This is a genomic window from Robinsoniella sp. KNHs210 (genome assembly GCF_000686105.1).
Lineage (GTDB): Bacteria > Bacillota > Clostridia > Lachnospirales > Lachnospiraceae > Robinsoniella > Robinsoniella peoriensis.
Window position 1 is genome coordinate 467495 of sequence record NZ_JMLZ01000001.1, and the last position, 14381, is coordinate 481875.

General features: G+C 44.0%; 11 protein-coding genes. All 11 read right to left on the reverse strand.

Annotated features, from left to right (window positions below; all coding sequences use genetic code 11):
• Window positions 1–3: 3 nt before the first annotated feature.
• The 11 genes from CD03_RS0101850 to CD03_RS0101900 all read right to left on the reverse strand — a co-directional run bounded on the left by CD03_RS0101850 (window position 4) and on the right by CD03_RS0101900 (window position 14366).
• Window positions 4–765 (reverse strand): ABC transporter ATP-binding protein, encoded by a 762-nt coding sequence (locus CD03_RS0101850; RefSeq protein WP_027292175.1) that lies wholly within the window; start codon window positions 763–765, stop codon window positions 4–6.
• Complete coding sequence (locus CD03_RS0101855) at window positions 740–2125, reverse strand: phenylacetate--CoA ligase family protein (protein ID WP_027292176.1); 1386 nt, start codon at window positions 2123–2125, stop codon at window positions 740–742. Before CD03_RS0101855 ends, CD03_RS0101850 begins: the two co-directional genes overlap by 26 nt.
• Window positions 2126–2140: 15 nt before the next feature.
• Window positions 2141–3235 (reverse strand): linear amide C-N hydrolase, encoded by a 1095-nt coding sequence (locus tag CD03_RS0101860; RefSeq protein ID WP_027292177.1) that lies wholly within the window; start codon window positions 3233–3235, stop codon window positions 2141–2143.
• Between the two features lie 203 nt (window positions 3236–3438).
• Window positions 3439–4047 carry a hypothetical protein gene (locus tag CD03_RS0101865; RefSeq protein ID WP_027292178.1) on the reverse strand — a complete coding sequence of 203 codons (609 nt, stop codon included), beginning with the start codon at window positions 4045–4047 and terminating at the stop codon, window positions 3439–3441.
• Entirely contained in the window at window positions 4044–6482 is a 2439-nt protein-coding gene (locus CD03_RS0101870) for a glycoside hydrolase family 3 C-terminal domain-containing protein (RefSeq protein ID WP_027292179.1), read from the reverse strand. The genes CD03_RS0101865 and CD03_RS0101870 overlap by 4 nt, the downstream gene beginning before the upstream one ends.
• 76 nt (window positions 6483–6558) lie before the next feature.
• Window positions 6559–9591 (reverse strand): glycoside hydrolase family 3 N-terminal domain-containing protein, encoded by a 3033-nt coding sequence (locus tag CD03_RS32025; RefSeq protein WP_044288847.1) that lies wholly within the window; start codon window positions 9589–9591, stop codon window positions 6559–6561.
• Between the two features lie 127 nt (window positions 9592–9718).
• Window positions 9719–11041 carry an ATP-binding protein gene (locus CD03_RS35635; protein WP_052377618.1) on the reverse strand — a complete coding sequence of 441 codons (1323 nt, stop codon included), beginning with the start codon at window positions 11039–11041 and terminating at the stop codon, window positions 9719–9721.
• A gap of 1 nt (window position 11042) precedes the next feature.
• Window positions 11043–11747, reverse strand: a complete 705-nt coding sequence (locus CD03_RS0101885) for a LytR/AlgR family response regulator transcription factor (RefSeq protein ID WP_044288849.1) — start codon at window positions 11745–11747, stop codon at window positions 11043–11045.
• A 332-nt stretch (window positions 11748–12079) separates the two neighbouring features.
• A complete protein-coding gene (locus CD03_RS0101890) occupies window positions 12080–13252 on the reverse strand; it encodes an iron-containing alcohol dehydrogenase (RefSeq protein ID WP_027292181.1) in 1173 nt (390 codons plus the stop codon).
• Window positions 13253–13391: 139 nt separating this feature from the next.
• Window positions 13392–13943, reverse strand: coding sequence for a flavin reductase family protein (locus CD03_RS0101895; protein ID WP_027292182.1), 552 nt, complete (start codon window positions 13941–13943; stop codon window positions 13392–13394).
• A gap of 15 nt (window positions 13944–13958) precedes the next feature.
• A complete protein-coding gene (locus tag CD03_RS0101900) occupies window positions 13959–14366 on the reverse strand; it encodes a MerR family transcriptional regulator (protein ID WP_027292183.1) in 408 nt (135 codons plus the stop codon).
• Window positions 14367–14381: the final 15 nt, after the last annotated feature.

Sequence of the window (14381 nt, forward strand, 5' to 3'; positions counted from 1 at the left end):
CTCCTACCACTGTAATTCGGAAAGCCATTCTTTTAATTTGTTTTCCCTCTGCCTTTCCTCAGCCATCTGATATTTTGTCATGGTCAGCTCATCCAGGACTTTTCCGTCCTCCAGATATAAAATCCGGTTCCCTCTTAGAGCTGCCCTAAGGTCGTGGGTTACCATCAGGATACTCTGTCCGCAATTGTTTAAGGAGGTCAAAAGGTTTAAGACCTCATCGGTATGGGATTTGTTCAGAGCCCCGGTAGGTTCATCCGCAAACAGGAGTCCGGGATTTCCAATCATGGCTCTCGCAATGGCGGCACGCTGTGCCTCGCCGCCTGACACCTGGGAGGGAAGACGGTTCTCTGCTTTTTCTACACCCATCTGGGTCAGCAGCGTCCTGGCACGTTTCCGGATTTCCCCCGTACTGCCTTTTTTACTTACGAAGCCTGCGACCGCCACATTTTCAAAAAGTGTAAGATTGCTTACCAGATGTGTCTGCTGGAATACAAATCCAAATTCCTCCGCCCGAAGCTTCGCCATCTGCTTTTCCTTTAAGCGGCTGATCTGTATTCCTTTGTATTCCACCGTCCCATCTGAAATAGCATCCATTCCGCTTAAGGCATATAAAAGTGTGGATTTTCCGGCACCGGAGGAGCCCATGATAATGGTAAAGTCCTGTTCATAGATATCTACATCCACCAGGTCCAGTATCTTATTCTTAACCTGGCCCTGCACAAAGACTTTGCTCACCTGTCTACCCTGCAATAACACTTTTTTCATACTGGCCTTCTGCCCCTTTCTGAAGTATCAATGATTTTTTGCCTGTCCTTGGATCCGGAAGGATTTCATTTGTAAAAATCACATAAAACTGTACATAATCCAGCTTCTTGCCGGCAAGGATCTTTTTCATCTGATACAGCATTTCTGCTTTTATTTTTTCTCTGGAGGCAGATGCAGAAGTTTCTGCGTACATTTCAAATGCATCCTTTCCGACCTGCCGGAACTGGTAATCCATAAGCCCTTCGATACAAAAGCCCTCAATGGCAAGAGGATGCAGGAACTCTTCGTTTCCGGATCCGTCTTCAAACCAGAGGATATCTTCGTTTCTGCCCAGAAGACCGACCGCCCTGGTAAATGGATAGGGACTGTTGACCTCTGCCGCTTTCAGAACAAGACTGTCAGAAATACGGTAACGGATCAGAGGCTGTGCAAAGTTATACAGACATGTCAGATACATCACTCCGCTCTCCACTTCAATAAAGTTCATATCATCAAAGAGTATCATACCTTCCTCCGGGTTCAACTCCACGCCTATAGTCAGTGATTCACTGGCTCCATAGAAATTGACCACCTTTGTCTGAAAACTTCTTTCCAGGTAGTTCCGAAGGCTTGCCCCAAGAGGCTCCCCGCAGGAAATCACCCGTACTGCATTTACTTCTACCCTGCCTTTTTCTACAAGTTCCGCCAATATCTTGATGGCGGATGGATATCCAATGATAATATTGGGTTTGAATTCTTTGATCTGCCGTATCCACTCGTCAAGCGGTGTCTTGATATCCAGATACATCCGGCTCGCACCCACTCCGTCAATTCCGTCACCGACTGCCATTGCGCCCCCGTATCGTCCATCCGTTGCTGCAATATATACAATTCTGGGACGTTTTGCCAGCAGGGACAGTATCTGGGGCATGGTCATGTTCCAGAGCGCTGCCCGGATCATGCCAAGCAGCATATGATTCCATGCCGCTTCATCATATACAAAATATCCCGGTTTTCCGGTACTCCCGGAGGAATGTACCACATGGTATTTCCCTTTGTATGGCTTTCGGTCGGATGAATCTGCCGCATCAAATTCACGGAGTTCTTTCTGGCGCAGATCTATTGGAACAATCAGCTCGTCAAAATGCTCTAAAAATTCTTTCTTATCGATGGTAGGGAAGCAGGATAGCGGGAGTTCATCCAATTGTTCCTCTGTGATGCCTGCCGCCGTAAAGGTTCTTCTGTAGTAGGCAGAATGTTTCCATGCGTAATGCAGCATGTTTCTTAACTTTTTATTCTGCAGGGTGCGCATCTGTTGTGCGGTAAGCTTTGCCTGTTTTTTCAAACGGTATAGATCCACCAGCGTCTTAAAATAATTCATCGTTCTCCTCCTTTTCTATTCAACCGATATGGTATATCCCTGCTTATAATTTTCCCTGTGATAGTAAGTCAGTTCCTTTGTCTCCTGATTCATGACGATGCTCCATTCCGTAGATTCAAACTCTCCGAAATTGTCTTTACTCACGCTGTCCAGTGCATTTCTCACATCCGTTTCCGTCATGCTTTCCTGCTTTTCCAGTGTCTCGTTCAAAATATCATATCTCGTATGGGACTGGGAAGTTCCTATCCCGTATTTCTCTCCTGCCGACAGGTAAAAATTGGTGACAACCGGGGTCTCTGTTACAATCATCTGATTGTTTACATATTCCACCACGACACTGTTTCCTTCTGCATCAGAAAGTGCCAGATGGATCATCATTCCCATAGAAGCATGGAAGTCGTACCGGGAAAGCAGATTCAGTGCTTCCTCCACATTTGCGGCCTGATCCAGAAGCAGGCGGATGGCTGTCGTGGTTGTAATGTCCGGCTTATCTGTATTCTGTTCAATGGTGTCTGAATCCTCAATCATGTTGACAGATACCGCGAATCCTTCTTCATTCATACCATCCAGCGGCGCATACAATCCGATTATAGCCTGTGCCATGTCAGGCAGTTTAGAAATATCAAGCCCGCCAGCCTGAATAAAATCCATGTTGACAGTTGAAACGGATGCGTAACCATTGTCCGGTTTTGAACTGATAATCAAAGCGTTACAGGCATCCCAGTCAAAGTTTCTGCCGAACAGGTAACCGCCATCGGTATTCTTCACTGAAAGTGTGCTGCACCCGAATGGGTTCCCGCCAAATAGCAGTTCTGGTATGCTTGATGTGAGCTGGCTGCTCAAATACTCCACCACCCCTTCATCGGAGACAGCGCCGCCCTGCTCCAGAAAACTGCCGAAGCCATAGTCTCCTTCATAGCGGACTAATGACAGCCCTTCTTCCAGCTCTGTGATTTCTGTTCCCGGTTCTACCTTTTCCATAACCATATCTTCTCCTTTTGCTGTTTCCGTCTGTACTGTATTTTCAGGTGTTTTTGTATTCTCTCCACAGCCGACGACTGTACCGAGAATCAATGACATCATGAAAGCCATGTATATTTTTTTCTTCATCTCATTTATTTCCTTTCTTCATCTGCTACTACTGTAACTCCCACGGATAACATGCATCTAACAAAAAGATAAACAATTTCTAAACGGATTCTTTCGTATTGAACCAATAATTCCAGATGCATCATTTTTTTAATGACAGAAGCCCTATTGTCTCAGCATGTTTACTACGGTTCCATTTATGACTTTTTAGACAACATCAATTTTTAGTTCTTTTGCGCTTCACCTTCCGGAAAGATAATCTTGAATACAAAAAAGAAAATAATCATAGATACGCCACCGGTGATAAATGTCACCAGCAGGTTATAGACTGCCGGGGCCACATAAACGGAGGCAATCGGCATCCATAAGTTATTGAATCCATTGCAGATCAGGGAAATCACGACCCAGGCAAGGAAATACCATACAGCCTGATACCAGGGATTACCGTGGCTTTTAAAAGTGATGTTCCTCTGCAGTGGGAAATTGATACACTGGGCAAGAAAAGACCCAACTTCATAACTGATAAAGTATCCAAGCCCTCCACCTATCATCACAGCGCCTCCGGCATCATAGAGAACATTGTAGCCAAGAAGGCTCCATGTGAAGTCAACACCGAAGAGATGCAGCTCTTTTTGCGGCCACATAAACCTGGTTCCGGCAAGCCCCATTCCCAGAAATCCCGGCAGAAAGGTAAAGACCAGGTACTGAAATACCGTTACCATCATGCTGAATACAAAAAAATAAAAAATCTGATATACCCACTTGGAAAGTTTCGGGTGCTTTTCTTCAAAGCCGTTCCATCTCGTAATCCATTTTCCTTTTATCTGACTCATCTTGTTTTCCCCTTCTTTCCTGATAATCTTCTTTCATATGCCTTATTTGCCCTGGCATTGCCAAAGAATCCACCTATTATCTTTTTCATTCCCCTAAAGAACTGACCGTTCACAACTGCTACAATGCCATCTACCATATCCATGCTGACTGCCCCTGCCGTCATTTTTGCCAATGCCCGAAACGGCATGTTATAAATAAAGAGGATATTCAAATCCGGTTTTCCCCTTTCCTCACTTTTCTTTTTTATGCTGGTCAGACGGTTATAAATGAATCTGGCAAGTCCGCTCTTTGCATAATACATTTGACAAATGGCATCATTCGATGTAAGTTCCCCCGTCCATTTTCCTTCCGGAATCGGATACCCCAGAAGTGTCTCAAATTCCAGGTCAGATATCTGCTGTACAATCCCTGTATAATAGTAGGGAAGCATTGCCGGATGATATGGATATTCAGAAGTGGTGCCTTCCACTTCCCATTCTGCCTCCAGCCGGATATCATTTACACTTGCACCGACCATAATGCGGTAGGTTCCCATTTCTTCTTCCCAGCAGTTCGTTTTTATGTTCCAGTAACGGAAGGTTTTATCGTCGAATGGAATATGCACTTTACGGCTTTCCCCTGTTTTCAAAAATACTTTTATAAATCCTTTCAATTCTTTTTCCGGGCGGAACACAATGGCATTTGGAAGTCCCACATACAGCTGCACCACTTCTGCGCCATCCATGTTTCCGCTGTTTGTCACATTCAAGGTAACCCCCTGGCTGTCAGTTTTCATATCCGAATAGGTAAATTCGGTATAGGACAGGCCGAACCCGAATGGATACTGTATCCGGACTTTGCTGGTATCATAATAGCGGTACCCCACATAGATACTCTCCCGGTACTCTGCATTTCTCTCTGTGCTTGGAAAATGCCTTAGTGCCGGTGTATCCTCATACCGGATAGGATAAGTCTCCGCAAGCCTTCCGGATGGGTTTGTTTTTCCGGTCAGGATATCCAGCATGGCGCTGGCTCCCGCCTGTCCAGAAAGGTATCCATGCAGAATCGCTTTGCAGTTCTTCTGCCACGGCATTTCCACAGAGGCCCCAGCGCTCATAATTCCAACGATATTCTCATTTACCTGCAGAATGGACTGCAAAAGTTCAATCTGGTTCTGCGGGATCCGCATATGTGTACGGTCCAGCCCTTCCGACTCACTGAGTTCATCCAGTCCAAAAAAGTACAGTATAACATCTGCCGTGGAAACAAGATTCAATGCTTCCTTCTTCAAAACTTCGTCCGCCTCACCGGTACGTCTATAGCCCCTTGACACTCCAGCCACCTGCAAGTCATACTCTGTAATGGAGTTCTCTATGGTCTCTATTTTTGTGGGTTTCACCATAGATGAGCCTGCGCCCTGATATCTCGGTTCTGCCGCAAAATCCCCGATTACTGCAACTTTACAGCCTGCGTTCAGCGGAAGTATGTGATCGGCATTTTTTAGAAGCACCGCACTTTCAGCCGCCGCTTTTTTGGCAAGCTTGTGATGTGCTGCCTCGTCAAAGTGCGCTTTCTTTACTCTGTGGATTTCACTTACTGTGAACACGGCATCCAGCAGATCGTCTACACAGTCATCCAGTTCTTCCATTGTAAGCTCCCCATCTTCGATGGCAGATAGAATCTGTCTTGCCGAGTCCAGTCCCGGTGCAGGCATTTCCAGAGTTGAACCTGCTTTTACGCCTTTCACATGGTCGTTAGAACCGCCCCAGTCTGTAATAACAATCCCATCAAACCCCCACTCTTTTCGCAGAATGTCTAAAAGAAGATGCTGGTTTTCATTGGCATATATTCCATTCACCTGGTTATAGCTGGACATTATAGCCTTCGCGCCACCCTCTTTTACAGCTATCTCAAATCCGGTCAGATAGATTTCCCGAAGCGCCCGCTCATCCAGCACTGCATTCATCGCCATCCTGCGGAGCTCCTGGCTGTTCACTGCAAAATGCTTCGGGCAGGCATACACTCCCTGGCTCTGTATTCCCCGGATATAAGAAGCTGCCATTTTCCCGGACAGATAAGGGTCTTCCGAAAAATATTCAAAGTTCCTGCCGCAAAACGGACTTCGTTTGATATTAAGTCCCGGTCCCAGCAGCACTTGTACATCCAGTACCGCGGCTTCTTTGCCCAGTGCTTCTCCGATTTCTTTTCCCAGATTCACATCCCAGCTGTTTGCTATGGTAGCTGCTGTCGGAAAACAGGTGGCCGGCAGAGACTCATTTAACCCCAGATGGTCACCGGCTCCCGCCTGCTTGCGGATTCCATGAGGTCCGTCAGAACAGAACACAGAAGGAATACCAAGGCGGGGGATATCACGGGTATCCCATTCCCCTTTCCCGCTTAAGAAGGCTGCTTTCTCCTCAAGAGTCATTTTTTCTATCATATCTAAATGTTTCATTACATTCTCCTTTTTCTAAAGGGCAGTTGAGAACGAAAGGGCTTCCCATTACTGAGAAGCCCCGTTATCCTGCCTGTTACTCTTCTGTCTTTGGAACTATTTCAATGGTAACTTTTTTTCTCTTTTTAAAGTACCTGACAAGAACAAGTGCCATAATACCAAGTGATACCACTGCTACGGCAGCATCAATTCCAATGAATAATTTTGTCATATTCGGCATCTTGTCTGCATTTGGATCCTCTATGGTGTAGTTTCCGCTGTTAGAAACCGTATAGAGAATGTTTTTAGCCGCCTGCCGCATAGCCAGAACCATTGTGGGTGAGGTGTTTGTAATCTGGTTGGACTCTGCTGCAAAGAATCCAAGCATAGCATCGTTTCCATTACGGACAGCGTCATCCGTATTCTGATATCCGTAAGAACCATTCCAGTCAGATAATACCATTCCCTGGAATCCCCATTCATCCCGAAGTACGTTATTCAAGAGGTTTGCATTGGCACCAGTCCATCTGTCCCCGATAAAGGTAAAGGAGGACATCACAGCCAGTGACTTTCCGTCAAAGTTCTTTACACAGATCTCAAACGGTTTCAGATAGATTTCCCGGATGGCCTGTTCATCAGAATAGGTCAGGAGCAGACTGCAGCGGTTTGTCTCCTGTTCATTCAGTGCAAAATGCTTCAGATATGCATAGACACCTTTTGTTGCCATTCCATTTACCGTGGCCGATGCCATATGACCGGACAGCACGCTGTCCTCGGAATAATATTCAAAGTTTCGTCCGGTAAATGCAGAGCGGTGGATGTTCATGGCCGGCGCGTAAGCCCCGAAAATTCGGCAGTCAGCATATTCTGCGCCAACGCCTTCACCAATGCGGCTGGAAAGATCTTTATTCCATGTCTGTGCGATGAGAAGCTGTACCGGGTAAGCAGTACCATATACCCCGATATACCAGTCATTTAAACCCGATGTGCCATCGGAATCCAGTGTTCCGACTTTTCCAATAGAATCCACGGCAACGGTCTGGAACCCTCCAAGATTGACCATGTTAATCATATCTTCCACGGACAGCTCATCCAGCAGTTCCTCCCACAATGGGTCGTCGTATTCTTTTCCCGTCAGATCCGCTACGGTTACTCCATTGTCTGCCTCTGTTACAGGCATCTTATCCTCCGGATTATCGTATTTGGTGGAATCATAATGTGCAACAGATTTCTCTCTTACAAACGCTTTTGTTTCCTCATCCATCTCATACAGCTCTTCGCCTGGCGCTGCTGTGGCTGCCTCATAGTTTGCAAAGCCATTTGCCCGTGACAGATAGGTGACTCTGCCTGCGGAATACTCCTGGAATTGATTTACTGCTGTGGTATCATCGGATACACGGCCATCTGCAGCATAATTGATATCTGCATCCACATGGAAAGTCTCCTCATCCAATACCGTATGGGAATCGGATCTGACAGAAAGGTTATAATCTCCGGCTTCCAGGATGTAACCGCCATTTTCTACCTTGATGCCTCTGGAGTCATAAGCAGCCATATCTTCCTTCATGATCTCAAAGGAAACTACTTCTGATGCTCCCGGCTCCAGCACTGCTGTTTTACCAAAATCGATTAAGTTCACAGATGCTTTTTCAATTCCGCCATTGGTATATGGAGGGGTATAGTAAAGCTCAACTACATCTTTTCCTGCTGTGTTTCCCGTATTTGTAACCGTCACATCTACAGAAACAGTATCCCCATTATCTTTCAGATTTTGAAGCTCCTGAGTGAATGTGGTATAGCTCAATCCATATCCAAATGGGTACTGCACTATTTCGTCATAGTTAATTAAATTTTCCTGTGCAGCCGTCTCATAGAATTTGTATCCCACATAGATATTCTCCACATAGTTTACAAAGGGAAGCCCTCCCTCATATGCCTCGTCTGCTTTTGTGAGTTCTTCTTTTAAATCCTCCACATTGCTGAATGGGAAATTCCCATAGTTGTTGTATGTAGGGGTACTTTTCAAGTCATATACATATGTGTCCACGGTTTTACCTGATGGGTTCACAGAACCGTTTAAGATTTCTCCTAAGGCAGCCATACCGGTTGCTCCGGTGCCCGGTGCCAGAATCACAGAGCCAATACTTTCGTATTCGTCTACCCATCCAAGCTCCATTGTATTATTTGCATTGATGACTACAATGACATTGTCAAATTCAGAGCATACTTTCTGAATCATAGCCTCTTCTGTATTGGAAAGCTCCAGATAGCTTTCTCCTTCATCAAAGTCATCATAATCACCGTTATTATCGTATTTGCAGGCAAAATAGTTATAAAGGTCATTTCCATTAGCCACCTCGTCACGGGGATCGTAGGTTCCGTCAATGACTGCTTTCATATCAAGGGGAACATCCTGCCCCTCTCCGCCTGACCTTGACAGAACGATGATGGACGTGTCAGAAAATTCTTTTGCTTCCTTCATCAGATCATCTGTGTAATACTCTTGCGTTGGTTCCGGCAGAGACCAGTCAGTATAAAAGACGCTGCCGGCACTTCTGGTGGGACTGTATTCCTTATACATATCTGCAAGTTCCTGATTTACTTGAAACCCGGCATCCGTCAGCGAAGTAAGGATATCCACACTTCCGGAATTATCAGCCGCCCCTGCCCCTGTACCGCCATAAATCGGATTGGTGGATGCCCACCCAAATACATTCACATTGGTATTGGCTTCCAGAGGTAAGGTTCCCTCATTTTTTACCAGTGTCAGTCCTTCCTCACCGGTTTCTTTGATAATCTCCCTGGATGATTCTATGGTTTCCTCAGAAACAGAACCTTTGCCATTCAGAATCGGCGCTAAGTTATTGTACATGGGGCCAAAGGAAATCATATTGGCCAGAACTGTCACAATGAGTATCCATGAAATACCGGCGGCCCAGCGGACAACATGTCTGGTTCCTTTTTTTACCACCCAGTGGGCTGCTATCATAATAACAACTGCTGCAACCAGCAACCCTGCAATCATATAAATATAACCGCCTAAAGTATGTACATACCGCTGTACATCCGTTTCACTGACACCCATGCTGTTAAAAATAGGGGTCAGCCAGTCAATTAAAAATTGAAGCATGTTTCTTCCTCCCTTGCTTTAAAAATTATAGTTGATTTCTTTAACTGTGTTTATTATAGCAGGGAAAAGTCTATGTAAATGTAAATGCGAAAACTGGTCGTTTTTTTACGATAATCGGTAAACTGGTCTATTCTTCTGCCAATGACGGAAGTAAGATATCCAGATTGAACTTACCGTCCCGCACAGACATTACAATATCACCATGATATTTATCCACAATATAAGTCATGCTTTTTACACCAAAACCGTGTCGCGTCTTATCTTTTTTTTCTGTGACAGGCATACCGTTTTCAAAGGAAATCGAGCTGCTGCATCTGTTTTCCAGATGAATCAGCATCATATCATTATGGTGTTTGATCTGAAAGCTGATGATACGTTCCCCTCTCTTTTCCTTCATCACACGTTCCAGTGCATTGTCTAATGCGTTTCCCAAGAGAGCATACACATCGGCAGAGGTCATGTATGAGATCATTTTACCTTCCACCATACAGCTGAACTCAATCTGTCGTTCATTGAATATCAGTGTTTTTTCCCGGAGCACATAATCCAGCGCGCTGCACCCGGTATGGTAGGTAGCGTCATAAATGGATACCGCATCCCGAATCTCCTGTAAATACTCTGTTCTGGAACTGTCATCTTCTATCTTCGCCAATGCTTTCATCTGGTGTTTCAGGTCATGGCACTTCATATTGATGATATCGATGGCTTCTTTTGAGCTTTTCTGCTGTGCAGTTGATATTTGGAGAAGCTGCTCCATCATTTCCTGTTCATGTTTCAAGCTGTTTTCCCGGAGCACGTAATACTCCATCAAAAGTACAAGCACGCAGCATAAAAAGCTGTATGCAGGACAGATGATGTCCCCAATCCGGGTGCCGATATATTCCTTGGGATAGGACCAGTAAACACTGAATCCAATGGCAAAGACCATGATGATAAAACCAAGCACTGCAATCCTAAAATCACTGTCCCTCAGTTTATTCTCTTTTTTCTTTGTTCGGATGATTAAAAGGTATACCGCCGCTGCCCCAAACACATAAATAAGGTATCGTGTGACCAACAGGTGAAGCAGGCTGCCATATAATTGATATCTTACACGTATCAGGTGCAGAACAATCCTGCTGAGTGCAAAAGTCATATGTTCTGTCGCATATCCACCTGCCAGAATAAAAATCAGCTCCTGAATTCCGATATCGAAACTGCCCAGAATGGGTATCATCGTTAAAAGCGCGTAGCCAAAATACAACAGGACGTATTGGAATAAGGATTGAGGTAATAAGTATGTTAGTGCAGATTCCCACAGAATGCCCAAAATGATTTGCAGAGCCAGGCAAATGACCAGCCTCGGTACAAAGCGCTTTCTTCTAGGTACATCAAGTAAAAAGATCCCTTCTGAAATAAGCAGCTGAAATGGAAATTGAATACAAAGATTTTCAAAAAAGTTATATATCATCTTACAAGCCTCCCATGAATCTAATATAATCTTGTGCAAACAGTTTTTTTAACCTTCTGGAAAGCGGAAGCTTCTGATCTGTAGTCAATACCACACTTTCTTTCTCTACCCTCCTTACATAATTCAGATTGATTAAACAGCCGGAGCTGCACTCGGCAAAAGGAAGGGATTTCAGTTTATCCTTGATTTCCTTCATACTCCCTCTGCTCTTGGAACATCCCTGCCTTGTATAAAACAAAAGATAATCACGGTCTTTCTCTATGTAAAAGATATCAGAAGCTGTTATTCGGACAATGCCATCTTTATTGCTGATTAAAATATCCTGCTCTTTATGAATTTCTATAAAACGGAATGCTTTTTCCAGTTTCATCGAAAAATTGTAGTATCCGACTGGTTTTACCATGAAATCAATTGCCTGGACCTCATACCCCTCAATGGCATACTGGGCCAGACTGGTAATAAAGATGATACCGACTGCCTGGTCTCTCCCTCTTATTTCCCGCGCCACCTCTAAGCCATTACTCCCGGGCATTTCGATATCCAAAAAAATAACATCGTAATCCCCACAATATTCTTCTAAAAAGTCAAAGCTGGCATAAAAGACTTTTGTCTGAAAACTTTGGCTGTTTTCTCGTTCAAACTGCTCTAAATATGATACAATACGATCCGCATCCTCTATTGAATCATCTACTACCGCTACTCTCATATCCTTTATTCTCCTTTTTCCTGCGTTGTTCTGCTTTCTGCGGCGAAATACTTTCCATCTTTACTTCCATATTAGCATGTGCTACGATTTATAACAAATACGTATCCTTAATGCATTTCTATAGCTTTAAATAATGCAAAATAGTAATGAGAGTTCTTTGAGTAATACAGAAAGTGTTTGAATTATAATTAAAACAAGGATGTACCAAATCCGCTTAAGATTGGTGCATCCCTGAAAATATATAACATTATAAAAATTCTCAGCCCATACCACTACCTTTAGATGTAGCGAATGGTATGATAGACTGGAAACAGGCCTTTTATATATCCATATTACAGACTTTCTTTAAAAATCACCTTAATTTCTTCAGGTGTCAGCACTTTATAACCACCTTCCATAACAAGGGTACTCTTAAAAAGGTCATCCAGCATCTCCTCTGTCACACCCAGTTCCTTGATGTTCATCACTACACCAATCTCTTTCATCCAGGCTTCCATCGCATCTAAACCAGCTTTTGCAACTTCCTTATCACTCTTTCCTGTCGGATTAATATTCCAGACATTCTCTGCAAATCTTTTAAACTTCAAAAGCCCGTATGGCATGATATGTCGGTAATAGGGCAGCGAGACAGCAGAAAGTGTCATACCGTGTGTTGCATCTGTATGAGCACCCACTGCCTGGCCAAGCATATGCACCATCCAGTCTGTGGTTTTTCCCATAGCTACCAGGGTATTCAGTGCCCATGTGGCCGTCCACATGATATTGCTTCTTGCCTCATAGTTTTCCGGCTCCTTTATTGCAATTCTGGAGCTGTGGATCAGTGACCTCATCAGTCCCTCCATCAGATAATCAGATGTATTATCATCCTCTCCTGAAAAATACTGTTCGCAGATATGATTCAGGATATCATAAAATCCGGATACCATCTGGTACTTCGGCAGGGAATAGGTAAAGGTCGGATTTAAAACGGCAAATTTCGGGAATACCCGTTCTCCGAAGATATGTCCGATTTTCAGCTTACTCTCATGGTTTGTTATCACTGCGCCGCCATTCATCTCAGACCCGGTCCCAACCATAGTCAGCACACATCCTACCGGGATAATCTTTGTGTCTGCATCCACGTCCTCGAATTTCAGATAATACTTTTCCCACGGATCCTCCTTGCAATTGACAGATATAGAGACTGCTTTTGCATAATCGCAGCAGGAACCGCCGCCCACCGCCAAAATAAAGTCCACCTTATTCTCCCTTGCAATCTGAACACCCTCATAGAGCTTTTCAACCGTTGGATTTGGCATAACGCCGCCATCCTCGAAGATTGCTTTTCCATTGGCTTTTAAGATTGCTGTGACCTTATCGTAAATGCCTGTCTTTTTAATGGAGCCGCCGCCATATACAAGCTGTATATTCTTTCCGTATTTTGGCAGTTCCTCATTCAGATAGCTTAAGGAATCTTCTCCAAAATAAAGTTTCGTTGGGTTTGTAAACGCAAAATTTCCTAACATGTTTAAATTCTCCTTTTTATCTTCTAATTTCTATTTTATATGTAACAGTTTTCTCTGCATCTGATATGCTGCAAATAGGAAATCTAAATGCACGATGCTGCAAATACTGTTTGTTTCTCGATTATCAGCAAACTGCCTGTTATGCTTCCTCTTTACCAATCTTCATACATTTCCCAATGATATCTCCGGTCCGGAGGTACTCATAGGTTGGCATTTCAAACAGTACGGGTTTTAAAGTATGATAATCCAGTTTTCCCTGTCCATTGATTACCTGTTCCTCTGCATAAACATGGTCGATGGTGCAGATAAAGCTTTCAAATCCTTGTGTTTGATAGATATCCTCAACGCTGCACTCCATAACCACAGGTGCCTCATCCATGATTGGTACCCCAGAATCGCTCATATGATAAGCAAATATTCCAGATTTATCTTCCTTCGCGCCGCTGACACAGCCCACATAATCTGCTTTTGTAAGCATTGCTTCGTCCACAATTGCTACGGAAAGCTTTTTTGTTTCTTTGATGCCCTTATTCGTGTAATGTGCGTTTGCCAGACTCACCATAATGTGGTCATGGCCCATAATTCCCAAATGTCCGACTAAAAGCCAGTTTGGTTTTCCTTCCACAACAGCCCCTACAACTACTAAGGGTGTCGGATATAATGCTAATGATTTTCCAATATCTTTTTTCATGGTTTACCTCCAAATTTATGATTCCTGTTCTTTTTTCTTCTTCCAGTCATTTACCATATCTATCGTGACGGGACCGCATTTCTGGTCATAAGTGTCCAGCTTGTAACTGATTACATCAAGGCTTTCCTGGATTTCCACTAATTTAATTTCCAGCTGTTCTTTTGTTTCCAATAAAATTTCTTTTCTGGCGGGTTTTGTTTCTTCCCCTTCCATCGCAAGCTGTACATACTCACGAATGGATTCCAGTGCCATGCCACCACGTTTAAAGCGCATTACAAAATCTATCCAGCTTAACGTGACATCATCATAATTTCTAATTTTGGAAGCACTGCGCGGTACTTCCGGAATAAGTCCTATCCTTTCGTAATAACGGAGATTATCAACGGATATGCCAGTTTTTTCGGATGCCTCTTTAATGGTCATATTTCATTCCTCCTG